This window comes from Enterococcus sp. AZ084, assembly GCF_051714905.1.
GTDB classification, from domain to species: domain Bacteria; phylum Bacillota; class Bacilli; order Lactobacillales; family Enterococcaceae; genus Enterococcus_B; species Enterococcus_B pernyi.
In genome coordinates this window covers 55,211-79,144 of record NZ_JBIOSS010000001.1, presented here as the reverse complement: position 1 = coordinate 79,144, position 23,934 = coordinate 55,211, and the positions used below count along the sequence as shown (strand labels likewise).

Below are 23,934 nucleotides of genomic sequence, written 5' to 3'. Positions count from 1 at the left end.
ACATTTTACTAACAGAGGTCGGGACAGAAGTGTTCAGCCTCGAGAAATAAGGCGCCATCCACGAAAATTGTTCTTCAAATTTTTGTGGATGGCGCCTTATTTCCGAAGAGGTTACTTCTGTTCCCGCCGTTTATTCGGTTTTAGGTGGTGGGAGAGAACTAATGTCCCACTCCCGTTTATTGAGCCATAGATAGCGAGAGGACAAATAGATTATATAAGCTATGTAACATCATGGCAGATAATATATTGTTGGTTTTCACGTATAGATATATTGTAGCTAAAGTCAAAAATAGAATTTGAACCATTGCGAATAGATTGCCACCATATGTAAAGCTATGCCCATAGAAAAAGAATCCTGTTGAAACCAGCCCATACACTAATTTTAACCAATTAGAATCAGTTATACTCAAAAATAGGTAACGGTAAATTAATTCTTCTTTTATTGGGGCAATCACTATGACAGAAAATAGAACAATACTATCGTAATTTTGTGAGACTACTTCAAAACTGCCAAATACAAGTACCATATATATAAAATTCGTCACTAACAAAAGTAGCAAAGTGAATCCTACTTGTTTCATCATTGACAGATTCAGACCTTGTAATGCTCGATTTAATTCGGGCATGCAAAGTAAGTAAATAAATAAAATCATTATTAGATTTAGACCCAATTGGTTATTTTCTAATAGTATGAGAATGGTCTTACTTCTTATTATTCCAAAGTTTGTTATACAAAAAATGGTTATCCAGACAGTTAGGATGATACTTTTTATTAGAGTTAGCCGCATATGATCTATCTTCACCTTGACCACCAATTAATAGAACTATGAATCATCTTGTCCCCCTTCTCACCGACTCCTGAAAAAGCAAGCAGTATTCGCTTAGATAGTTAAAACACTGTCATTCTCTTTCTGATCGCATGCCCAACATACAATGCTTATGTTTAGTAAATAAACAATATTTTTTGGTATCTCCCTTCCAATTTGTCAATTTGCTATGTAAAAGTACTCTTTATTATTTTCATCACCACTTTCTCATTATACCTCTTCCTTTTTTTGCATAGCAAGATGTTAGACAATCATTCAGTTTTGGAGCGAACATTTTTTGTCGAAACTTATTTGAATTTCATTCTTTTATCCTGTTTCTAAGAGGAAGTTTTCATTTGTATGAGCTATCACCACAACTCTTCATCTTTTCTTATGTTGCTAATAAATGAAATTAAGATAAAAATCAACCTCATAAAACTATTTATTTTATCATTTTTTTCTAATAATTAATGTTATAGAGGAAAAAGCGTTTACACGATTGCGATTTTCTCGGTTATGATTAATTTGTGAGATACAGACAAACTATATGGTTGCATCTTACAAACAAAACAAAAAAATATAAAATATAGAGTGAGGAGATACAAGATGATCAAAAATAATTTAAAAACAATGATGGCAGCAGGTATGGTATTTTTAAGTTTAGGAGGATCCGTTTCGACATTCGCAACAAGTCTATCAACAACTGACTTCGTTAGTACAAGCAAACAGGCAATTGAGCAACAATTGTATATCCATAATGGTGACTTTAATGACGGGTTTGATCGTTGGATCGTTAGTGACCCAGATTCAAATAATCCCACACTTCAAACCGTAAATGGAAATAACTTTGCTTTAGCAAGAGATGGTGAAAATGTTCATCAATACGTGACATTGAAACCAAATACTACCTATACATTTAGTTATGATGTTGCAGCAAGCGAATCAGCACCAGGACGTGTTGAATTGGGGATCATGAATCACGGTGTCGGTTTCGATGTATTAGAGCGCGTTGAACATAATAATGAGGACTGGGAACGTGGCAAACTTACCTTTACGACTCCAGACGCTGAAAATACATATCTTGTGCGCTTTGCTTCTACATGGAAAGGTTGGGCAAAATATGACAATATCCAAGTAGAAACAGGCGTAACAGAAACAAGCTTGTTATCTGTAGGGAGAGAAGGTCATCAAGCATTTGCCTACTTAACTTTAGATGAGGACCGTTTTAATGGTCGAGAAAGACTAGTCGTGACTGTTGATGGAAGATATCTTTTTGAAACACACAATGGGATCAATTACTATTCCTCTAGAAGATTAGTTGATGGCAATATCCAAATACGACAAATCATTGCTGGTACTGCAGGTCAAGTTATCCGAGTTCATAGAGTATCAGGTTTCCCAGGAATGGCCACATCCGGAGGTGTATTGTTAGAATCATATACTATTGGAGCAGATTTGTTTTAATCATAAATGACCATAAATCATACCATATTACGTGAGCAATTGAATGATTAAGGTATTCATTTAGACGAATCCACCAACAGGATATGACTCATTTGTCACATCCTGTTGGTAGCCTAGTTCGGAACAGAAAGAGCGTAACTCGCTTCTTTCTGTTCTTTTTTATTTGGTTAAGATTGTGCCATTTCGTCTGCAATTGAAGAAATGTCGACTCACATTTTAGACATTCAAATGGTTGACTTCAGGAGGACCCGCGAAGTAACTGAAGCAACGGTTGTCGTTGATTTCAGCTTATGTGAGACAGTTTCTGCAAAAAAAATGTGACTGCCAATTTTCTATTACATAGAAGTTTAGGCAGTCACACTTTCTTGCTGTTTAATTATTTACTTTATCCTTGAATCGCCGTTTCCAATCCTACTTCAATCATGTCATTGAATGTTGTCTGACGTTCGCTGGCAGTTGTTTCTTCACCGGTGATCAGATGGTCACTGACCGTCATGATCGCTAGTGTTTGCACGTGGTATTTTGCACCTAGATAATACAACGCAGCAGCTTCCATTTCCACGCCCATCACACCTAGTTCTGCTAACTTGAATGTCTCTGTCAAATCGTCTTTGTAGAAAGAATCTTCTGATAGTACATTGCCGACGTGTGTAGTAAAACCTTTTTCTTTCGCTACTTCGTATGCTTTCAACAACAAGTCAAAATCACAGATTGGTGGAAAATGGAATGCGTTGAAATCCTTCTCAATCATGGAAGAACTAGTCGCAGCTCCTTGTGCTAACACCAAATCACGAACGTGTACGTCTTTTGACAAGGCACCGCATGTGCCAACACGAATCAATTTTTTTACGTCATAAGAATTGACCAACTCATGCGCATAGATCATCGCTGAGGGCATCCCCATTCCTGTTCCTTGAACAGAGACTTTTTCCCCTTTATACGTTCCAGTATAACCAAGCATACCGCGTACTTGGTTATAGCAAACTGGATTCTCTAAAAAAGTTTCTGCAATATACTTCGCTCTTAGTGGATCGCCAGGAAGTAAAATCTTGTCTGCAATCTCTCCTGGTTTTGCTTCAATATGAACACTCATTTCCGGACCTCTCAATCAATTTTTTATAGTAAAGAAAGTGTTTCTTTGATCAATGATTTAAATGTTTGTTTGACTCTCTCAGTTGTTTCAACGACTTCTTCGTGATTCAAGTTTGCTTGCATACCAGCAGCCAAGTTAGTGATACAAGAAATTCCTAAGACCTTCAACCCGCTATGAGCTGCAACAATGACTTCTGGTACAGTCGACATGCCCACTGCATCTGCACCCATCACGCGAGACATGCGAATCTCAGCTGGTGTTTCGTACGTTGGACCAGAATAGCCCATATACACGCCTTCTTTTAATTCTACGTCTAATGATGTCGCTGCTGCTTTTGCCATTTCGCGATACGCTTTTGTATAAGCTTCACTCATATCAGGGAAACGAGGCCCCATTTCTTCGTCATTAGGTCCAATCAATGGATTTTGACCTGTAAAGTTGATATGATCCGTGATCAGCATCAAATCACCTGGTGCAAATGATTCATTCACGCCGCCACACGCATTAGTTACAACAACTGAATGCGCGCCTAGCGCAGCCATCACTCGCACAGGATAAGTGACTGTTTGCATCGAATGACCTTCATAAAAATGGAAACGTCCTTGCATCGCCAATACTTTTTTGCCTGAAAGTGTTCCGTAAACAAGTTGACCTGCATGTCCAACGACTGTCGAAGTTGGAAAGAACGGAATCTTATCATAAGGAATCACGATTGCTTCTTCGATCTCCTCTGCTAATTCACCTAAACCTGAACCTAAGATCATGCCAAAATCGATCGTTCCGACACCTTTGCTTTTGATAAACGCAGTCGTCTCTTGTAACATCTCATTTAATTTCATTGTTTTTCTCCTATATATAAAATTTTGATTATTCTATCTTACATAATAAAGCCAATGATGATTCATTGATGGATGATGCACGTCGTTATTTCAATAGTTTTAAAAAGCTTTCGCCATTTTCAGTTGCTGCTACGTCAAAGTTTTCGGCAATCGTTGCAGAGATATCCGCATAATAACCTTGTGGTAAACTACCTTGCCCACTCATTTGTTTACTATAAGCAAGTAGTGGCACATATTCGCGAGTATGGTCCGTACCAGTGAAAGTTGGATCATTCCCATGGTCAGCGGTGATCAATAATAGATCATCATCAGCCATTGCATCTAATAATTCTGGAATACGCAAATCAAAATCTTCGATGGCATGCGCATAACCAACCACATCGCGACGATGACCGTATAACGCATCAAAATCGACTAAGTTTGTAAAACTCAACCCAGTGAAGTCTTGCTTCATCACATTCAATAATTGATCCACACCGTCCATATTGCTCTTTGTACGAACAGAATCGGTGATGCCTTGACCATTGAAAATATCATTGATCTTACCGACTGCAATAACATCTTTGCCGGCTTCTTTCAATGAGTCTAAAACCGTATGTCCAAATGGATCTAATGCGTAATCGTGGCGGTTGCTTGTGCGCGTAAAGTTACCTGGCTCACCAAGATATGGACGGGCAATGATCCGACCGATCATATAAGGATCATCTTTTGTAATTTCACGAACATATTCGCAAATCCGATAAAGTTCTTCTAAAGGAATAATTTCTTCATGTGCAGCAATTTGTAACACTGGATCAGCTGACGTATAAACGATCAAGTCGCCGGTTTTCATTTGATGTTCACCAAAGTCGTCAATGACTGCTGTTCCGCTATAAGGTTCGTTACAAACAATTTTACGTCCAGAGAAGTCTTCGATTTTCTTCAATAATTCATCCGGGAAGCCGTTTGGAAAAACACGAAATGGTGTTTTGATATTCAAGCCCATGATTTCCCAATGTCCTGTCATTGTATCTTTGCCGACAGAAACTTCTTCCAATTTGGTCGCATACCCTTGATGATCTTGCACTGCTTCGACCCCTTCTAAAGGACGAATCGTTCCTAATCCAAGTTGCTCCAAATTCGGTATCGTCAACCCAGCTTCTTTAGCAATATGACCTAATGTATCCGAACCTTTATCTCCGAATTTTTCAGCATCAGGTGCTTCTCCGATTCCGACTGAATCCATGACGATCAAATGTACGCGTTTAAACATGAGTATTCCTTCTTTCTATTTATTTTCTTTATAAAGTAAAAAGGGCGAGCCGAAAAAAACTTCCCGTAACCCGCCCTTTTTAATCACTAAACGATTATTTGGATTTTATATAATTCTTACCGTTTGCTTTTGGTCCAGATGCTTTACCTAAGAAAGCGACTAAAACGATGATCGTTAATAGATAAGGTGCAATCTGTAGTAAAACTGGTGGAATTGAAGAAATCACTGGTAATTGTGCGCCGATGATACTTAAACTTTGTGCAAACCCAAAGAATAAGGATGCGCCCATCGCGCCTAGTGGATTCCATTTACCAAAAATCATTGCAGCCATTGAGATGAACCCTTGACCGACAATCGTTCCTGCTGAAAAGTTCCCAGAGATCGATTGAGCGAACACAGCTCCACCCATGCCTCCAAGAAGACCAGAGATCAAGACACCTGAATAGCGCATCGCATATACGTTGATCCCTAGTGTATCTGCAGCTTGAGGATTTTCCCCAACAGAACGTAGACGTAAACCAAATTTAGTTTTGAAGATGACGAACCATGCAATAACAGCAATTAAAATCGCACAATACGCTGGTAAAAATGTATTTCTAAAGAAAATTTGACCAATCACTGGAATCTCAGATAATCCAGGAAATGAAAAGTAACCTAAGTTTTGTGAGATATTGTCTGTTTGTCCTTTACCATACCATGCTTTGATCAAAAATACACCTAAAGCAGGTGCCATCAAATTGATGACCGTTCCGCTGATGATATGGTCTGCGCGCAAGCTGATCGTTGCGACTGCATGGATCAAGGAAAAGAGAACACCAACCACGCCACCGACTAAAATAGCAATCCAAGGAGTCATTGAGCCTAATGTGTCACTCATCGTCAAGTTGAAGACGACCGCACTAAACGCCCCCATCACCATGATGCCTTCTAACCCAACGTTGACGATCCCGCTTCGTTCAGAAAACGTTCCGCCTAAGGAGGTTAAAATCAACGGTGTTGAATAAACAAGTGTTGATGTAAGGATCAAGGAAATCAGTTCTACTGTTGACATTACAGCTCTCCTCCTTCTTGATTTTGTTGATTTGGTTTCGTTTCAATCGTTGCGACGATTTCCTCTTGTTTTTTCCCTTGGAAGAATTTCGCCATAAGGAAACGAATCAAGAAGTTGATCCCCACGAAGAAGATGATCAAGGCAATCGATACATTGACGATTTCAAACGGTACTCCAGCACCCGTCTGCATTCCTAATCCACCGATTTTTAGGACACTGAATAATAGCGCAGATAACAAAATCCCAATCGCAGAACCAGAACCTAATAATGACACGGCCATACCATCAAACCCGATGGATAATGAGGTTGTCTGTACGAAGAAGTTTTGGTATGTTCCTAGTCCTTCGACCACACCACCTAGTCCGGCTAATCCACCAGAGATAACCATGGATAAGACAATTGTTCGTTTACTACTCATTCCCGCATATTCAGAGGCGTATGGATTCAATCCAACAGAACGGATCTCAAAGCCTAAGGTTGTTTTCTTCATGACGATCCATACAACCACTAACGCAATCAGTGCCAAGAAGAGTCCGCCATTCACACGAGAGCCTCCAAACATCTGGGTCAGCCAAGGAATACGTAAAGATGCATTCTCACTGATCATATTTGAAGAGTCTAAACTTGAACGATAAGATTCAGGCATGATTTCATGAAGTGTATACGTACTTAAATAGAGCAAAATATAATTCATCATGATCGTTACGATAACTTCACTTGTTCCAAAGAACGCACGTAACAATCCTGGAATAGCTGCGGCCATTGCCCCAGCAAGTGCACCTAAAATCACGCACATTGGCAAGAGAATGATTTTTGGTAGATCTGGAAAAGCTAACGCGGTCCAAATGCTTATGATCCAACCACAAAGTGCTTGTCCAGAAAGCCCGATATTAAAGAATCCGGCTGAATTTGCAACAGAAAAACCTAAGGCTGTAAAAATCAAAGGTGTTGCTTGTCTTAATGTTTCACCGATACTTCGTTGTGAACCTAACGAAGCATTCAACATGGAAGAATATCCTTGGATTGGATGGTAACCAAAGGCAACCATCAAAATAGCACCTAGAATCAACCCTAAAATAACCGAAAATATAGGCACTAGCAGATTACGGAACCTTTCGCTACGATCATTCATGTGTGTCACCAACCTTTTCTAACTCTCTACGTGCTTCTTCTAAAGTATAACCCGCCATCAATAGACCTAGCTCGTTTTCAGATGTTTCTTTTGGATCAACGATTCCCACGATTTTTCCTTGATGGATTACCGCAATACGATCGGACACATTTAAAATTTCTTCTAATTCAAAACTAATCAATAAAACTGCTTTGAACTTATCACGTTGCTCAATCAAACGTTTATGGATAAACTCGATTGCACCAACATCTAATCCACGTGTTGGATTCGCAACGATCAGTAGATCAGGGTCACGATCGATCTCGCGAGCAATGATGGCTTTTTGTTGGTTCCCACCAGATAAAGCTTTCGCTGGTACTAATTCGTTCGTTGTCCGCACATCATACTCATCGATTAAATCTCTAGCATGTTCATTCATCACACCATAGTTCAACAGACCATTTTTACTATACGGTTTTTGATAGTAGGTTTGCATGGCAATATTTTCAGATAACGTCATATCAAGGACCAAACCATATTTATGTCGATCTTCTGGCACATGTCCTAGCCCAGATTCGGTGATTTTACGTGGTTTTTTATTCGTGATCTCTTCGTCTTTCAAACGAATCGTTCCACTTTCTACTTTACGTAAACCGGTTAACGCTTGGATCAACTCCGATTGTCCATTTCCATCGATTCCAGCAATACCTAAGACTTCACCTGCTCGGACTTCCAGACTCAAATCTTTCACTGCTTCTAATCCGCGGTTTTCTTTAACTACAAGATTTTCAACAGAAAGCACCACTTCTTGTGGACGTGCTTCTTTTTTCATTGTTTTGAATGAGACGGTTCTTCCGACCATCATATCGGCTAACTGTTGCGAAGAAACATCTTTCACATTGACCGTTCCAATCCCTTGACCACGACGAATGACCGTACAGCGATCGGCAACTGCTTTGATCTCATCTAATTTATGTGTGATCAAAATGATCGACTTTCCTTCTTTGACTAACTCTTTCATGATCACGATCAATTCATCGATTTCTTGCGGCGTCAGTACGGCTGTTGGCTCATCAAAAATCAAGACATCTGCACCACGATAGAGTGTTTTTAAAATCTCCACACGTTGTTCCATACCGACAGAAATATCACGAACGTACGCATCCGGATTCACTGCTAAGCCATATTGTTCAGATAATCGTTTGATTTCTTCACGGGCTTTCTTACGGTTCAAGATACCGCCTGTACTTGGCTCACTACCTAGTACGATATTTTCTGTTACTGTGAATGCATCGACTAACATAAAGTGTTGATGCACCATTCCGATCCCTAATTGATTGGCTTTCGTCGGGCTCGTGATGTTTACTTCTTTGCCGTGCATCAAAATCTCACCTGATGTTGGCTCTAAAAGACCGGATAAAACATTCATTAACGTTGATTTACCTGCACCATTTTCACCAAGCAAGGCATGGATTTCTCCTGCTTTCACTTGAAGGTTGATGTTGTCATTTGCTTTGAAAGTACCGAATTGTTTCGTGATATTTCGCATTTCGATGACAATATTTTCTTGATCCACATTTTTCACATCCTAACAATTTATATCCAGACGACATTGTTTAAAAAATAAAAGGGACGATGACGATCGTTCACAAAACGTCGCTCATCGAGTAACCAAAATCCAAGGAGCTAAGCTACTTGTTACAAGTTGTTCCCTTATCCAAATCGGGATACCTAGCAACTTGCATAAAAAAACAACATTAAGTAGATAACTAAACGATAGCCCTGTTAAACAATTGTCCAACAAGGCTATAGAAATGGTATTTATTAGCTTTCAGGAGTTTCAGGAACTTCGATGTCACCTGAAATGATTTTTTCTTTTGCTTCATCCACTGCTTTTTTCGCTTCATCAGAAAGTTGGCCTTCAGTGATACCTACACCGTCTTCTTTCAAACCATAAACAGTGTGTTCGCCACCAGGGAAGTCACCCTCTGCTGATTGTTGTGCTAAATCTTTTACAACTGTTCCTACACCTTTAAGTGTTGATGTCAATGTGAAGTTTTTGTCTTCACCATTCAATGTGTAGTTTCCTTCGTCAGATTGGTCACGGTCAACACCGATTACCCAAACTTTTTTGTCGCCTGATTCATTTAATGATTTTGCTTCTTGGAAGACACCGTTACCAGTACCACCTGAAGCATGGAAAATGATGTCAGCGTTTTGTGCGTACATACCTTGTGCGATTGAACGTCCTTTATCTGGAGCTGAGAAATCACCTGCGTATTGGTTCAATACTTCGATGTCTTTGTTCAACGCTTCAGCGCCTGCTTTAACTCCGGCATTGAAACCAGCTTCAAAACGGTCGATTACTTCCCCTTTAACGCCACCGATAAATCCAACCACATTTGTTTCAGTTGTGTAAGCTGCTGCAACTCCAGCAAGATAAGAAGCTTCGTTATCTTTGAATGTTGCTGAAACGACGTTGTCTTTTCCTTCGATCACATCATCAATGATTGCAAAGTTTGTTTCAGGGTTACTTGTTGCTTGTTCTTCGATTGCAGGTTTCAATTTAAAACCAATCCCAAAAATTGTCTTGAAGCCAGCGTTTAACGCTTGATCGATATTTGGAATATAATCTGATTCATTGGCAGATTGGAAATATTGGAAGCCATCGTTTCCACGTGACAAGCCTTGCTCTTTACCCCAATCTTCTAACCCTTCCCAAGCTGACTGGTTGAATGAACGGTCGTCGACGCCACCTGTATCTGTAATCAATGCTGCAGTTGCTGTTCCTGATGCACTGTTTCCACCGGTTGAATCAGTAGAATCTGAACCGCCGTTACCGCATGCGCTTAAAAGTAAGCCTGCTGATAGTGCGATAGCACCTAAACCAAATAATTTTGCTTTTTTCATTTCTGTAAAGCCCCCTAAAAGTAGTTGTTTTTTCAACAGTCAGCTGACTGAATTGAACATAATTTATAAATCTTTTTCTGAAAATGCGTAAGGTAATAACTCTCTTACGGTCATCGTTTTCGTCACACCATTGTCGCCAACCAACGTGACTGGCATCTCTGGCTCACAAAATTCTGCCATTACTTGGCGACAAGCACCACATGGAGAAATCGGCTCAGGTGTATGACCTGCAACGACTAGATGTGTAAAGTCCATTTCTTTTTCAGATACTGCTTTAAAAAACGCAGTACGTTCTGCGCAATTCGTTAAGCCAAATGACGCATTTTCGATATTCAATCCTTGATAGGTTTTCCCAGATGCTGTCACTAAACAAGCACCTACTGGAAATTTGGAATAAGGCACATACGCTTTATCCAAAGCGTCGATAGCGATATCGATCCATTCTTGTTTGATTTCTGACATCTTTTTCTCCTTAGAATATTAATAGCCTTCGCCAGTTGAACCGGACATGATCGATACACCAGCACTTGTACCGATTCGTGTTGCACCGGCTTCGATCATTGCCACGGCTTCCGCTTCATTGTGGATACCTCCTGAAGCTTTGACGCCCATTTCTGGACCAACCGTTTCACGCATCAAGCGGATATCTTCCACTTTCGCGCCACCTGTTGAGAAACCAGTAGATGTTTTCACAAAATCAGCTCCTGCAGCTTTCGCTAATTCGCAAGCTTTGATGATTTCCGCTTGTTCTAACAAGGCTGTTTCAATGATTACTTTAACTAACGCGCGGTCTTTAGCAGCTTCGACTACGGCTTCGATATCCTTTTTCACGACATCGTCTTGTTCAGATTTCAAGGCACCGATATTGATGACCATATCCACTTCATCTGCGCCATTTTCGATCGCATTCTTTGTTTCAAATGCCTTTGTTTCGGCCGTATTTGCTCCTAATGGGAAACCAATAACGGTACAAACAGCGACTGGCTCACCTTGTAATTCCTCTTTCGCCAAGGCAACCCATGTTGGATTGATACATACTGAATAGAAATGATGTTTTTTTGCTTCCTCAATAATGCGCATCACATCTGCTTTTGTTGCATCTGCTTTTAGAATTGTGTGGTCGATCATTCGATTTAATTCCATGTCTCTTCTCCTTCTACTCTGTAATGATGTCATGAATCAGGATAGGCTTCTCCGCCGTATCACCGATTTCAATATTTTTATATAACAAGTCGATCACTGGCGAAATGTCTTCTTCATTACTATAGATCGTCAATAGCGATTCGCCAGCTTCTACTTTATCACCGATTTTCTTATTCAATCGTAAACCAACAGCATGATCGATCGAATCTTCTTTCGTTTTACGTCCTGCACCAAGCATCATTGCTGCGATCCCTAATTCGTTCGCAACGATTTTTGTCACGACACCTGTTTTCTTCGCTGGCAGTTCATAAATATAACGAGCAGTTAACAACCGCGCAGGTTCATCGACAACTGTTGGGTCGCCCCCTTGGTTCTGGATCATTTCTTTGAATTTAGCTAAAGCTTTCCCTGATTCAAGGGCTTCTTTCAGCATTTCGCGCGCTTCTTCGATCGATGCCGCTTTTTCGGCTAAAACGACCATTTGACTACCTAAAGCATAGCACATTTCCACTAAATCTTCCGGTCCGTTCCCTTGAAGTGTTTCAATGGCTTCAACGACTTCTAAGCTGTTGCCGATTGCTTCACCCAACGGTTCAGACATATCAGAGATCACTGCTACTGTTTGGCGACCGGCTAATTTGCCGATCCGTGTCATGGTCTTCGCCAAGCGTCTCGCGTCATCGATATTTTTCATGAAGGCACCGTCACCCGTCGTCACATCTAGCACGATCGCATCCGCTCCTGCGGCGATTTTCTTACTCATGATCGAACTAGCAATCAATGGGATCGAGTTGACCGTTGCCGTCACATCACGCAAGGCATACAATTTTTTATCTGCTGGAGCGAGATTGCCCGATTGGCCGATCACCGCTACTTTACTTTCGTTCACGGTGCGGATGAATTCTTCATCTGATAGTTCGATCCGAAATCCAGGAATAGCTTCTAACTTATCTAATGTGCCACCTGTGTAGCCAAGACCACGCCCTGACATTTTTGCCACAGTTGCACCTACACTTGCTACTAAAGGTGCTAAAATCAAGGTAGTTGTATCCCCCACGCCTCCGGTAGAATGTTTGTCGACTTTGATCCCATCTAAGGAACTTAAATCGATCACATCGCCAGAATGAGCGATTGCCAACGTTAGATCAGTGATTTCTTCATCGGTCATATCCTGATAGAAAATAGCCATCAATAATGCGCTGATTTGGTAATCAGGAATGTTATCATTTGTGTAGTTCGTGACAATGTACGAAATCTCTTCCTTTGATAATTGGTGTCCATCTCTCTTTTTTTCGATCAAATCGACCATCCGCATGCCGTAATCCTCCTCGTTCTTCATTCGGTATTATACAGGAATTTCGAAAAAGGTAAACCACTTTAGTAAACCGGTTTACTATTTTCTCGCAATGTATCTTACCAACTTTGTAAACACTTACATAAGCAATATAACGCCCTACTAGACCTTTGTCAATGTTTTTACGCTCTCACGAATAATTAATTTTGTTTCAAAGACTTTGTTCGGAACTTTTCTTTGTGGAAATTCAATCGTGTCAATCAAAAAGCGAGCTGCATAAAAACCAATATCGAAACTCGGTTGCTTGACCGTTGTCAACTTAGGGATCATATACTCAGACAATTTTAATCCATCAAAGCCGATGACCGAAATATCCTCTGGAATACGCTTGCCCATTTCATCAATCGCTTGATAACAACCAATCGCCATGGCATCATTGCCACAAAATACCGCCGTTACATCTTTATGACGTAACAAGCGCTTACTTGCTTCGTACCCTCCTTGGACAGTCAGGTCTCCTTCTTCTACAAACTTACCGTTGAACGCCAGCCCATGATCTTTTAGTGCATGACGATAACCATTGAATCGCTCTTCTAACTGATAATAGCCAGTAGTCTCTTTTAGCATACCAATTTTAGTGTGACCATTTTTGATCAATAACGAGACAGCTTGATAAGCGCCTTCATATTCTTTCACGATCAAGCGACCGTTATCTCGACGATTCAACCCACGATCGATCAGGATGATCGGCATGTTGTTATAAAAACTACTATCAAGTGCATACTCTTGAGGCAACACATTCGGCGTCGCTAACAATAAACCATCTACGGATCGATGAGAAAGCTCCCTTAAATACTTCAGTTCATTGTCTTGACTATGTCTGGAGTTACAAAGAATGATGACATATCCTAAGGGGTTTAAATAACTTTCAACCCCTTCGATCACTTTGGAAAAGAAGAAATCCGTCACATCTGGCACGATCATGCCAATCGTTTTTGAGTGACGATTGATCACATTGGAAGCAAAATAATCTGGCTTGTAATGATGTTCATTTACGATCGACAACACTTTTTTTCGTGTCTTTTCACTAAAACGGCTGCCTTTATTATTTAAAATCTGTGACACAGTCGTCACTGAAACACCTGCCATCTCAGCAATATCTCGAATTGTCAGTTTCACTTTTGTTCCCCCTTTATATATGTAAATTCCCTAACAGTGTACCAAATGGTTTTCGAAATGGATAGAGGGAAAAAAGGCTTGGTCAAAAGTAAATGCGTCTCAGATAAATATTTGCCAGCTAAATTTTATAAACAACGATTTATTTTTCTAAGTTCGCTCTCACTCTCCCTAGTCCAACTTTATTTCCTCACCTCCACTGACTATATAGGTGCGGAACACACCTCCTTTTAACTAAATGATCTATACAATAAAACACCAATTGAACTCAACTTTTCTGAGCTAATTGGTGTTTTGACATCCACTTCTCCTCAATCAGTCAAAGAACAACCGATAACTATCAGTTTATTTGATGCAGTGTCAGAAATTGTCCAAAAGAAAGTACCCATCCATTCCCTACCCGCAGAAAAATAATTCGACCAATTATCATTCCACTTGTATATCGTTAACGCAGTTTTATCAGGAAATAATACATCATTCCAAAAAATAAAATCTGCTTCATCTCCAATATTAGAATACATAGAACAAAGAAATGTTTGGGCGTAACCAGAAACATAGTTGTTTTTATCTGCTTTTTCAACTGAAAAGAAAGCATCTACCTCTATCTGTTTCCCATACATCAACTCTGGATTCACTGCATATATCAATTTAATCGGACTACATATGATAGGTAAATCATCAAAGTAACGTACATCTGTATAGAGGATTCCTGGAACACCTCTTTCATCATTCTTCACTTTGATGAATTCGAGGGCAGCTTTACGATGACTGGGCCATCCACGATAATCTGTTTCTTCAAAAAATACATAATCGAGTCCAAGCCTAGCTCTTGGAAATTTTTTTGAACAAAGCTTCTTTTCAAACTGAAACGTCTCTTCTTTTAAGAATTTCATTCTGTCCTCCTCATTCAATTCAATGTAGATGCCCCGCATACCGTAAATCTTTTTCTTGTTGGATCATAAATCGTCCACAGATATGCTCCTTTTCCGGAATGTTTTCCATAAGCAAAATAATCGGACCACGTGTTGTTCCATTGATAAATGACTAACGTTTCTTTCCTAGGAAACAAGTAATCATTTAGTTCAATGAAATCTTTTTTACTTCCTTTATAGAAAAAAGGGATTTTAAAAAAAGCGTAGGCATAATCTGAAAGATACTGCCCTTTCAAGTCACTATATGTAGAAAAAAAAGCGTCGAATGAAATTCGTTCTGCTTCCATTACACTTGGGTTTATGGAATAGGATGCTGTTATATTGACTGGGAAATCAAGTTTATCTGTATACTCAATTCGATCATGCCCTCGTCTCTGATTGATGAACGTAACAAATGCTAGGGCTGCTTTTCTATGGCTTTCGTATCCTTGATCATTCTTTTCTTGGAAAAATACATAGTTGATTGCTAAATCTTTCATCCAAATGTTTTTTTCAACCATGGTCAATACAAATCGATTCGTCTCCTTATCCAATAATTTCATATGGTTCCTCCTCTACTAGTGGTATGTAAATAACAGTTATACGTTTTTGTTGTGGATCGTATACTGTGAATAAGCGGTTTCCTTTATGCCTTCTACCCATACGAAAAAATGTCGACCAATCATCATTCCATTCTTTAATAACTAAACGCTCTTGCTCTGGAAATAATTCTTTATTTAAACGATAAAAATCCTTCTCTGCACTAGAATGATCTTCCCTACCATAAAGAAAAGCATGGGTATAATGTCCATAATCAGCAAAAAAATCGCTATAGCTAAGATTTGATCCTCGCATCAACGCAGGATTGACTAGAATCGGGTACTGCTCTAGGTGATCAAACGATAAAAGTTCGCTAAAAATGATATTCTCTATTGAGCTGCTGTCTTTTTTGTTGAAATGATGATCCTTATTATTTAAAAATTGCAAAATTGCTTGTTTATGGCTCTGTTCCTCTTGATAGTCTGTTGTACGAAAAAAAGCATGATCCAAATATAGTATTTTGTACTTCCCCATTCTGTTGCTCCATTTATATATAAGTTTCTCCATTTCTTCTTTGTTAAAAAACTCCATCCTCTTTCCTCCTCCGCTACTTCTTAAATAACTTCTCGCTGTAACTCTCAACAAATGGTTAACATAAAATATTTTATTTCCTGTCTAGTTCTCCTATCTGTTTATACTAGATCGATAACCATACACCTGCTTCCAACAGAACTATCTAACGTTATTTAAAACAAAATAAAAATTGTTTGTATGTCTATTAAATCAATTTTATTTTAAAACAACAAAAAACCAGAAACAAGTTATTTTATTTCCATTTTTTTTATTTTTCGTTTCTTGTCTTTTGCAATTTTCACTTTATTTATTCTGCCGTTTATCCTACCTATCCAGTTCCCCTCTTCATATGTGAACAAACAAAAACAGTCAAAGAAATCTTACTTATTTCTTCGACTGCTTCGTTATTTTCATTCGTTTATGTTCAATCTTCTTTTACACTTCGGATAATATAATAGCCTTTATCTTTGATCACGATTTCTGCATTCCCAAATGTTTCTTGCATTTTCTTTTGTGCGCTAGGTGCACCTTGTTTTTTCTGAATGACGATCGTTAAAGTACCGCCCGTACGTAAACGAGGATACGCACCCGTCAAGATTTCATGTACGACTTTTTTGCCTGCACGGATTGGCGGATTGCTGACGATCGCAGCGTAGTCTGTTTCTGGCACCTCTTCATAAATGTTTGACTGGTGAATCGCTACATTTTTGATTTGATTTCGCTTCGCATTTCCTTGGGCTAAATCAACCGCTCTGGCGTTGATGTCTACCATTTCAACAAAACGCTCACTCGCATAGGCAAGAGAAAGCCCAATCGGACCATAGCCACAGCCAACATCCAAAATTTTACCTTCTGGTAACTGTGCCCATTCAAAGGCATCGATCAATACACGTGAGCCATAATCGACTGTTTCACGTGAAAACACGCCCGAGTCTGTCACAAACTGAAAGGTTTTCCCTCTTAGCTCAAATGACCATTCGTCAAACTCATGAGCAGTCTCTGGGTGTTCGGAATAATAATGATTCGTCATAGTTTCCATCCTTCTTATCTGTTAGTTGTTCATAGTCTAACGTGTTCCATGAGAAGGTGCAAGTGAAACTGTGTTTCTTCTGTTTTCTTTTATAAATATAACCATTTAATCGCGATACGGAAGAAAAAAATTTTCTTAGCTGCTCACTCTTCTCCTTTTTCGGTATTTGCGTAATCTGTTTCGTGAAAGTAGAGAAAATATCAATAGAAGTCCCATAAACCTTACTATTAGCGTTTTTAAGAAGACAAATATCTCCATGATATCTCTATTCATGAAACGCGCATGATTGACTATTACTTCCACTGCCCTTTATGATATGGATGAAAAATAATCATATTAGGTGAGGTTACTCTGAAGAACACAGGTTATCGCTCGGAAATGTCGAGAGACAGTAACGTGTAAAGCAGGAATTGTCGGATTAAGGCTTTTCCAAGATAACTAGAACTTGTTTCTTACGTCTCAGAAAGCCAAAGCTCAATTAACGTGATTACAATTGCGCCTTACAATTGCAAATTACACTTACCAATGTTTATTTGAGTACACCGCCCTTTATGTATTAAAGAGGCTTTTTTATGTTGTCAGCAAACCTCACGCCACCAAAAAATCAGTAATAAACCGCTTTAAGTAAGTGTGTCTTATTCCTCATTCTTTTGCTTTCTTAGGTGTATTGATTTCCTTTCCTAGTTGAGATTCGCTTCATCTATTGCAACCTATCAATCACTAGCCTTCGATCAAGAGTCTATGAATCATTGACTCGCATAAAAATCAACTAGCGACTGATAAAACTGTCATGCTTCATTTCCTATTAAAAGTAATAGTGATTCGTTTCACATTTATTAAGGATTGTTTAATCTCTATGTGTGCTTCACGATAACTGTTGTTTTCTTAAGAGGCCCATGAGACATTTAAGAGGAGAATAGAATGATAAAGGAGGCATAGCTGTATGTCGATCGAAAAATTAGAATATTTCTATATGATTGCCCGTTTCAACAGTCTCTCGCAAGCTTCAAAAGAGCTACATGTTAGTATTTCTTCGTTAAGTAGCTCGTTAAAAAGTTTAGAACAAGAAATCGGGACAGATTTGTTTGAGCGTCACGGGAAAAAGATCATATTGAGTAACCATGGAAAGGCGATCCTTCCTTCCGTAGAATTGATTTTGGCAGAAGCGAAGAAATTGAATATCTCATTAAACGAATCAGTAGACTATCCTTCTTTGCGTGTCGGCACAAGTGATGCTTCGTTTATCTTTGAAGCAAACAAATATCCAATCCGGCATCAAAACTTTACGATCGACTACCGTTATATTCCTTCATTGGATCTGCTAAATAAACTAAGTCAGAAAGAAATCGACTTTGCCATTACTTCTGCCACCTTAGATCACCCAAAATTTATTCAAACAAGGTTAGCCACTTTGGAACTTAAAGTAGCAGTCAGTAGCTACTTTGTAAAACCAGGTGCTATATTATCCGCGGAAGCACTGGAAGAGTTACCTTTTATCTTTTTACTCGACCACGTAGAACATCAAGTGATTACGAAAAAAGTAGCCAAACTGCTGACCAACGAACCAAAATATGTTGTTTGTCCAGATAGTTTAGGAGCAATGAAAATGATTACAGAAGGAAAAGGAATGCTATTAGCCAATACCTTTGCGCAAGAACTTTTAGCTATTGAACCTGTTTGTTTTGTCTCTCTACCAACATTTCCAACCATTCATTTTTATCTTTATAAAAACAGAGAATCAGAAAACTTTTACTTCTATCCAGAAGCTGAAAAAGAAATCCAAGCGATTTTTAATCAAACATGTCACACGACGCAAGTGATGAGCGCTGCTGAAACCGGCACCTATTACTTGCCAAAACGATGAATATTGAAATCAAAATAAAACAAGTATTTCAATGTCGTAAATGAACACCGATAAGAGATCCCAGAGAGATTTATCTTTGAAAAGTAAGGCGGCATCCACTGAATTTGTTCTTCAAATTTTGGTGGGTGTCTATTTACTTCCCAAAATGTTACTTCTATTCCTGCCTTTCAGCTAACTTTGAGTTAAACTGTTACTTTTTTCTTACACAATCCTCTATTCTCCTCGCCTCTTTTCAGTTATCAAAAAAGAAAGAACGCCTATTCTTCCATCCTCTGATATGAGAAAAAACCAATTAGTTTCTCGCCTAAGTGGTAGGGTTTGACACGCATTTATGTTAAAATAGGTCCATTGATGGGAGAATCCAGGAGGCTATGTATGAATGATCCAATGAATTATTACCGTGTGGCAAGAGAAGAGTGGCGCGAATTTTACCGAAATGGTCAAGCTCCATTGACACAAGATGAACTAGATAGTATAAAAAGTTTGAATGACCGTATTTCCATGCAAGATGTTCGCGACATTTATGTACCACTTGCGCACTTGATTTTTCTGCATATGAAAGAGTTTGAATCCCTCTCTCTGAGCAAAGGGTTATTCCTTCATAAATATACTCAAGTCCCACCTTTTATTATCGGGATTGCCGGAAGTGTCGCAGTTGGTAAAAGCACTACCGCGCGCTTATTGCAAATGATTTTGTCTCGGACATTCAAACGAAGAAATGTCCAGCTGATCACCACAGATGGTTTTTTATATCCGAATAAAGTCTTAAAAGAACGTGGTATCATGGACCGGAAAGGATTTCCGGAAAGCTATGACATGGAAAGGTTGATCGATTTTCTTAATCAAGTGAAATCCGGTCAAGAAACAACCAAAGTTCCCGTCTACTCTCACGATGTCTATGATATTATTCCCGATGAATATGAACTGATCCAACAACCGGACATTTTGATCGTCGAAGGAATCAACACGCTTCAACTACCAGCTAATCAACAAATTTACGTCAGTGACTTTTTTGATTTCTCTGTCTACGTTGATGCAGATTCTGAATTGATCGAAAAATGGTATTTGGATCGCTTTGGCGCGTTACTTGATACAGCTTTTCAACATCCACAAAACTATTACTACCAATTTGCCATTGGTAATCGTGAAGATGCGTTTAAAATGGCAAGAGATGTATGGAAAAATGTGAATTTGAAGAATTTAAACGAATATATCTTGCCTACTCGTGGAAGAGCCGATATAATTCTCCATAAAACTGAAAATCATATTATCGATTCGATTTTCATGCGAAAATATTAGCATTTTAAAATAGTTCAACTATTTTGAGATAAATTTTAAAGGGATAGGGGTAATAAATGTGACGAACGTTGCCGATATGACAAACGTTGAAAAAATCATCGTACTAGATTACGGTAGTCAATATAATCAATTGATTACACGACGCATCCGTGATTTAGGTGTTTTTTCTGAATTATTGAGCCACCGTATTACAGCTGAAGAAGTGAAAGCCATGAATCCGAAAGGGATCATCCTTTCTGGAGGACCAAACAGTGTCTATGATGAGAATGCTTTTGGCATTGATCCTGAAATCTTCAATTTAGGCATTCCAGTGTTGGGTATTTGTTATGGTATGCAATTGATCACGTACAAACTTGGCGGTTCTGTTGAGCCTGCGAAAAACCGTGAATACGGCAAAGCATTGCTTGAAGTAACAGCCGACGATGCGGCACTATTCAGCCAAACTCCAAAACAACAAACCGTTTGGATGAGCCATGGGGATCTAGTAACCAAAGTACCAGAAGGTTTTGAAACTGTTGCTACAAGTAGCGATTGCCCAATTGCATCGATCCAAGACAAAGAACGTAACTTCTACGGAATCCAATTCCATGCAGAAGTCCGTCATTCAGAATACGGAATCGAATTATTACGTCATTTTGCTTTTGACATCTGTCACTGTGAAGGCAATTGGACAATGAACAATTTCATCGACATGCAGATCGAAAAAATCCGTGAACAAGTTGGCGATAAAAAAGTCTTACTTGGTTTATCTGGCGGAGTGGATTCAAGTGTCGTTGGTGTCCTTTTACAAAAAGCGATCGGTGATCAATTAACATCGATTTTCGTTGACCATGGTCTATTGCGTAAAGGCGAAGCGGATCAAGTCATGGAAAGCTTAGGCGGAAAATTCGGCTTGAATATCATCAAAGTAGATGCAAGAGAACGTTTCTTAAATAAACTTGCAGGTGTCTCTGATCCTGAACAAAAACGTAAAATCATCGGTAACGAGTTCGTGTACTTATTTGACGATGAAGCTACGAAACTTGCTGGCGAAGAAGGCGTGTCTTTCTTAGCACAAGGCACACTGTACACCGACGTGATCGAAAGTGGAACAGAAACTGCCCAAACAATCAAATCACACCACAACGTAGGTGGCTTGCCTGAGGACATGCAATTTGAATTGATCGAACCATTGAATACATTATTCAAAGACGAAGTCCGCGAACTAGGTACACAGCTTGGTATGCCTGACTCGATCGTTTGGCGTCAGCCTTTCCCTGGACCAGGTCTTGGTATCCGTGTCTTAGGTGAGATCACTGAAGAAAAATTGGAAATCGTCCGTGAATCAGATATGATCTTACGCGAAGAAATCGCCGCTGCCGGTCTTGACCGCGACATCTGGCAATACTTCACTGTTTTACCTGGTATCCGTTCTGTTGGTGTCATGGGCGACGGTCGCACGTATGACTACACAGTCGGTATCCGTGCGGTCACATCGATCGATGGCATGACAGCTGACTTTGCGCGTATCCCATGGGATGTGCTACAAAAAATCTCTGTACGCATCGTCAATGAAGTCGCACACGTGAACCGTATCGTGTACGATATTACCTCTAAACCACCAGCAACTGTGGAGTGGGAATAGAATAATCAAAATAACCGTGAATCCTTTGTTAATGAAGGGATTCACGGGTTTTTTGTTTTGTATCTATAGGAATACAAAAAGAAGTCCATTGAATAACTTTGTTTCTTTGATGTACTATTTATAGTTGTGTCATAGCTAAATTTCTGAACAAGAAGTTTATACCATAAAGATATGTCTTTATAGCTTTTGTCTTGCTTTATTTTATGGGAAAGGTTCTACTCAACACACAAATTGAAATCCATTGAAAAATGAGACCAATAATCTAACTTTTTAAAACACTATTTTTTTAATACAATGACATCTTTACCATCCATTTGGACATTTAATACATCTTGCTCATCGTATCCAATAAAATCAAAATACCAAAGTACTTTACCCTCACTAGATAAACGACTTGCCAATAAGTTAGATTCTTTCAGTTTACCTTCACTTTCATAGGTGAGTTTTATATCTGTACTATTTTTTGCACCATTCAGCGGATCAACTTCTACAACAAACATTGTAGGATAAGCTTTACCAAAGGCTTTATTACCAGTTTCTATTACATTACCTGTAAAACCAATTGGTTGAAAATTTTTCATTTCTTGTACATTTACAGGTAAAGGCCAATTACCTTCCGTAGTTAATATTTCAACCTTAGAAAATCCTTTCCCAGCTCCTTTTTCACCTTGATTTATTCCACTTATTTTGTTAATTTCAACTGACAGTTCCTCCATAGTATCAAAATTATTTTCGAAACTATTTATTAGATAAGAAATTTCTAAAGTATTTGTGGAATCATCGAAGTATTCATTGAATGTATAAGAGTCAACTTGAGAATCTTCTGTAGAGTTGTTTGTAAATAGTACTTCGCCATCTTCTTTGATCGAAAATCCTAAGTTATAGTAATCAATTTTTGAAGACATAAGCTCGGATTTTTCAGGAAGATTGATAATGAAATATAGTCCTAATTGTTTCTGGTCTATGTAAGCTTTTTCTAATTTGATTTCAATTTCGTTGTCTTTAACAACACTATTTAGTTGATGAACAAATTCTTCTTCCACTAACTTTTTGGATGTAAATTGTCCAAATTTCAAATAATTTCCAACAGCTTGTGTTATTGGAGAGATGCAAACAACTATCAAAACCAACGCAGCTATACTAGCTATTAGTATTGTTCCAAGTCTTCTTTTCTTATTTCTACTTGTTTTGATTTTTTGGTACGCGACATCTATTTTTTCTTTTACTTCCCCAGGTATTTTTTCTTCATTATTTTTTAGATTAGCTAATTCTTTTTCAAAATCTTCATTCATATTTTTAATCACCTTTCGTGTATTCTTTTTTCAACCAGGCTTTACCTCTAAAAATTCTTGATTTAACAGTCCCTAATGGTTCTCCAAGAATAATACTAATCTCTTTGTATGAAAAACCGCTGTAATAATAAAGTAAAATCGGTACTCTATACACCGGATCTAGCTTTGAAATAAGGTTTTCAAGTTCCAATCCTTCTTCACAATCTTCTACTAATAATTTTTGATGATTGTCAGAATAGTGATAGGAAAATTTATTATTTTTCTTAATCAGGTTATAACTCTGGTTAATCAATATTTTTGTTATCCACGTATGAAAATATTGTGGCTGTTTCAAATTCCCAATTTCTTCAAAAGCAATTAAAATAGTATCTTGTAAAACATCGGCTGCATCTTCTATACCTAAATATCTTTTGGCTACCCCAAAAAGAACATTTTCATACTGCTCTATTAACTTTACAAAGGCTTCCCCATCCCCTTTTTGAGCTCTTTTAACTAGCCATTTTTCACTTAACAATAGAAATTCACCACCTTTATCTAACCTATTAGAGCAAAAAAACATACAAAAAGTTCCCTTTCAAAAAAATTTTTCTTAAACAATGGATACCTTGTCAAATCAGCTGAATAAAAGTTGGAATGAATAACAAAAAGACTGAGAGGTATC

Annotated in this window: 22 protein-coding genes and 1 riboswitch; of the genes, 4 read left to right on the top strand and 18 right to left on the bottom strand. The window is 38.6% G+C overall.

Annotated elements, in window-relative coordinates; all coding sequences use genetic code 11:
- Positions 1-176 precede the first annotated feature (176 nt).
- Positions 177-527: a CPBP family glutamic-type intramembrane protease gene (locus IGI79_RS00350; RefSeq protein WP_438846058.1), complete on the bottom strand. Its 351-nt coding sequence runs from the start codon at positions 525-527 to the stop codon at positions 177-179.
- An 885-nt stretch (positions 528-1,412) separates the two neighbouring features.
- Between IGI79_RS00350 and IGI79_RS00345 the strand changes: the two genes are divergently transcribed.
- Complete coding sequence (locus IGI79_RS00345; protein WP_104775933.1) at positions 1,413-2,270, top strand: carbohydrate binding domain-containing protein; 858 nt, start codon at positions 1,413-1,415, stop codon at positions 2,268-2,270.
- A 385-nt stretch (positions 2,271-2,655) separates the two neighbouring features.
- On the opposite strand, the gene deoD is transcribed toward IGI79_RS00345, so the two are convergent.
- The 15 genes from deoD to IGI79_RS00270 form a co-directional block, all read right to left on the bottom strand.
- Positions 2,656-3,363: a purine-nucleoside phosphorylase gene (gene deoD / locus IGI79_RS00340; protein WP_104775934.1), complete on the bottom strand. Its 708-nt coding sequence runs from the start codon at positions 3,361-3,363 to the stop codon at positions 2,656-2,658.
- A gap of 23 nt (positions 3,364-3,386) precedes the next feature.
- Positions 3,387-4,202, bottom strand: a complete 816-nt coding sequence (locus tag IGI79_RS00335) for a purine-nucleoside phosphorylase (protein ID WP_010734482.1) — start codon at positions 4,200-4,202, stop codon at positions 3,387-3,389.
- Between the two features lie 85 nt (positions 4,203-4,287).
- On the bottom strand, positions 4,288-5,454 hold the full coding sequence (deoB, locus tag IGI79_RS00330; protein WP_104775935.1) for a phosphopentomutase: 1,167 nt from the start codon (positions 5,452-5,454) through the stop codon (positions 4,288-4,290).
- A 94-nt stretch (positions 5,455-5,548) separates the two neighbouring features.
- Positions 5,549-6,505, bottom strand: a complete 957-nt coding sequence (locus IGI79_RS00325; protein ID WP_010734484.1) for an ABC transporter permease — start codon at positions 6,503-6,505, stop codon at positions 5,549-5,551.
- Positions 6,505-7,638: an ABC transporter permease gene (locus tag IGI79_RS00320; protein ID WP_010734485.1), complete on the bottom strand. Its 1,134-nt coding sequence runs from the start codon at positions 7,636-7,638 to the stop codon at positions 6,505-6,507. Before IGI79_RS00320 ends, IGI79_RS00325 begins: the two co-directional genes overlap by 1 nt.
- The gene (locus tag IGI79_RS00315) at positions 7,631-9,193 is read right to left on the bottom strand and encodes an ABC transporter ATP-binding protein (protein WP_019723072.1); all 1,563 of its coding nucleotides are present in this window, start codon (positions 9,191-9,193) and stop codon (positions 7,631-7,633) included. The genes IGI79_RS00320 and IGI79_RS00315 overlap by 8 nt, the downstream gene beginning before the upstream one ends.
- A 248-nt stretch (positions 9,194-9,441) precedes the next feature.
- Positions 9,442-10,527: a BMP family lipoprotein gene (locus IGI79_RS00310; RefSeq protein ID WP_065096770.1), complete on the bottom strand. Its 1,086-nt coding sequence runs from the start codon at positions 10,525-10,527 to the stop codon at positions 9,442-9,444.
- Positions 10,528-10,590: 63 nt separating this feature from the next.
- A complete protein-coding gene (locus IGI79_RS00305) occupies positions 10,591-10,989 on the bottom strand; it encodes a cytidine deaminase (RefSeq protein WP_019724046.1) in 399 nt (132 codons plus the stop codon).
- An 18-nt stretch (positions 10,990-11,007) separates the two neighbouring features.
- Complete coding sequence (gene deoC, locus IGI79_RS00300; RefSeq protein WP_065096771.1) at positions 11,008-11,670, bottom strand: deoxyribose-phosphate aldolase; 663 nt, start codon at positions 11,668-11,670, stop codon at positions 11,008-11,010.
- Between the two features lie 13 nt (positions 11,671-11,683).
- Positions 11,684-12,985 carry a pyrimidine-nucleoside phosphorylase gene (locus tag IGI79_RS00295; RefSeq protein ID WP_195274004.1) on the bottom strand — a complete coding sequence of 434 codons (1,302 nt, stop codon included), beginning with the start codon at positions 12,983-12,985 and terminating at the stop codon, positions 11,684-11,686.
- A gap of 141 nt (positions 12,986-13,126) precedes the next feature.
- Entirely contained in the window at positions 13,127-14,143 is a 1,017-nt protein-coding gene (locus tag IGI79_RS00290; RefSeq protein ID WP_010734491.1) for a LacI family DNA-binding transcriptional regulator, read from the bottom strand.
- A 308-nt stretch (positions 14,144-14,451) separates the two neighbouring features.
- Positions 14,452-15,033 carry a hypothetical protein gene (locus IGI79_RS00285; RefSeq protein ID WP_161642265.1) on the bottom strand — a complete coding sequence of 194 codons (582 nt, stop codon included), beginning with the start codon at positions 15,031-15,033 and terminating at the stop codon, positions 14,452-14,454.
- Between the two features lie 14 nt (positions 15,034-15,047).
- Complete coding sequence (locus IGI79_RS00280; protein WP_108144368.1) at positions 15,048-15,614, bottom strand: hypothetical protein; 567 nt, start codon at positions 15,612-15,614, stop codon at positions 15,048-15,050.
- Positions 15,598-16,182 carry a hypothetical protein gene (locus IGI79_RS00275; RefSeq protein WP_104872642.1) on the bottom strand — a complete coding sequence of 195 codons (585 nt, stop codon included), beginning with the start codon at positions 16,180-16,182 and terminating at the stop codon, positions 15,598-15,600. Before IGI79_RS00275 ends, IGI79_RS00280 begins: the two co-directional genes overlap by 17 nt.
- A 406-nt stretch (positions 16,183-16,588) precedes the next feature.
- Positions 16,589-17,194 (bottom strand): class I SAM-dependent methyltransferase, encoded by a 606-nt coding sequence (locus tag IGI79_RS00270; RefSeq protein ID WP_195274006.1) that lies wholly within the window; start codon positions 17,192-17,194, stop codon positions 16,589-16,591.
- Positions 17,195-17,519: 325 nt separating this feature from the next.
- A riboswitch (M-box (ykoK) riboswitch) is annotated at positions 17,520-17,687 on the top strand.
- 450 nt (positions 17,688-18,137) lie between these two features.
- On the opposite strand from IGI79_RS00270, the gene IGI79_RS00265 reads away from it, so the two are divergent.
- The 3 genes from IGI79_RS00265 (at position 18,138) to guaA (ending at position 21,981) form a co-directional block, all read left to right on the top strand.
- Positions 18,138-19,058: a LysR family transcriptional regulator gene (locus IGI79_RS00265; RefSeq protein ID WP_195274008.1), complete on the top strand. Its 921-nt coding sequence runs from the start codon at positions 18,138-18,140 to the stop codon at positions 19,056-19,058.
- Between the two features lie 375 nt (positions 19,059-19,433).
- Entirely contained in the window at positions 19,434-20,357 is a 924-nt protein-coding gene (gene coaA / locus IGI79_RS00260) for a type I pantothenate kinase (protein WP_019723173.1), read from the top strand.
- A gap of 58 nt (positions 20,358-20,415) precedes the next feature.
- Complete coding sequence (gene guaA, locus IGI79_RS00255; protein WP_071867748.1) at positions 20,416-21,981, top strand: glutamine-hydrolyzing GMP synthase; 1,566 nt, start codon at positions 20,416-20,418, stop codon at positions 21,979-21,981.
- Between the two features lie 278 nt (positions 21,982-22,259).
- Here guaA and IGI79_RS00250 read toward each other — a convergent pair whose 3' ends face one another.
- Both IGI79_RS00250 and IGI79_RS00245 read right to left on the bottom strand, forming a co-directional pair.
- Positions 22,260-23,273 carry a DUF4179 domain-containing protein gene (locus IGI79_RS00250; RefSeq protein ID WP_195274010.1) on the bottom strand — a complete coding sequence of 338 codons (1,014 nt, stop codon included), beginning with the start codon at positions 23,271-23,273 and terminating at the stop codon, positions 22,260-22,262.
- A gap of 4 nt (positions 23,274-23,277) precedes the next feature.
- A complete protein-coding gene (locus tag IGI79_RS00245) occupies positions 23,278-23,787 on the bottom strand; it encodes an RNA polymerase sigma factor (RefSeq protein WP_207463614.1) in 510 nt (169 codons plus the stop codon).
- Positions 23,788-23,934: the final 147 nt, after the last annotated feature.

What these genes read in the sequence shown, in the direction of transcription:
- IGI79_RS00350 (WP_438846058.1), bottom strand. Translation starts at nt 527, where the DNA reads ATGGTACTTGTATTTGGCAGTTTTGAAGTAGTCTCACAAAATTACGAT.
- IGI79_RS00345 (WP_104775933.1), top strand. Translation starts at nt 1,413, where the DNA reads ATGATCAAAAATAATTTAAAAACAATGATGGCAGCAGGTATGGTATTT.
- deoD (WP_104775934.1), bottom strand. Translation starts at nt 3,363, where the DNA reads ATGAGTGTTCATATTGAAGCAAAACCAGGAGAGATTGCAGACAAGATT.
- IGI79_RS00335 (WP_010734482.1), bottom strand. Translation starts at nt 4,202, where the DNA reads ATGAAATTAAATGAGATGTTACAAGAGACGACTGCGTTTATCAAAAGC.
- deoB (WP_104775935.1), bottom strand. Translation starts at nt 5,454, where the DNA reads ATGTTTAAACGCGTACATTTGATCGTCATGGATTCAGTCGGAATCGGA.
- IGI79_RS00325 (WP_010734484.1), bottom strand. Translation starts at nt 6,505, where the DNA reads ATGTCAACAGTAGAACTGATTTCCTTGATCCTTACATCAACACTTGTT.
- IGI79_RS00320 (WP_010734485.1), bottom strand. Translation starts at nt 7,638, where the DNA reads ATGAATGATCGTAGCGAAAGGTTCCGTAATCTGCTAGTGCCTATATTT.
- IGI79_RS00310 (WP_065096770.1), bottom strand. Translation starts at nt 10,527, where the DNA reads ATGAAAAAAGCAAAATTATTTGGTTTAGGTGCTATCGCACTATCAGCA.
- IGI79_RS00305 (WP_019724046.1), bottom strand. Translation starts at nt 10,989, where the DNA reads ATGTCAGAAATCAAACAAGAATGGATCGATATCGCTATCGACGCTTTG.
- deoC (WP_065096771.1), bottom strand. Translation starts at nt 11,670, where the DNA reads ATGGAATTAAATCGAATGATCGACCACACAATTCTAAAAGCAGATGCA.
- IGI79_RS00295 (WP_195274004.1), bottom strand. Translation starts at nt 12,985, where the DNA reads ATGCGGATGGTCGATTTGATCGAAAAAAAGAGAGATGGACACCAATTA.
- IGI79_RS00285 (WP_161642265.1), bottom strand. Translation starts at nt 15,033, where the DNA reads ATGAAATTCTTAAAAGAAGAGACGTTTCAGTTTGAAAAGAAGCTTTGT.
- IGI79_RS00280 (WP_108144368.1), bottom strand. Translation starts at nt 15,614, where the DNA reads ATGAAATTATTGGATAAGGAGACGAATCGATTTGTATTGACCATGGTT.
- IGI79_RS00275 (WP_104872642.1), bottom strand. Translation starts at nt 16,182, where the DNA reads ATGGAGTTTTTTAACAAAGAAGAAATGGAGAAACTTATATATAAATGG.
- IGI79_RS00270 (WP_195274006.1), bottom strand. Translation starts at nt 17,194, where the DNA reads ATGACGAATCATTATTATTCCGAACACCCAGAGACTGCTCATGAGTTT.
- IGI79_RS00265 (WP_195274008.1), top strand. Translation starts at nt 18,138, where the DNA reads ATGTCGATCGAAAAATTAGAATATTTCTATATGATTGCCCGTTTCAAC.
- coaA (WP_019723173.1), top strand. Translation starts at nt 19,434, where the DNA reads ATGAATGATCCAATGAATTATTACCGTGTGGCAAGAGAAGAGTGGCGC.
- IGI79_RS00250 (WP_195274010.1), bottom strand. Translation starts at nt 23,273, where the DNA reads ATGAATGAAGATTTTGAAAAAGAATTAGCTAATCTAAAAAATAATGAA.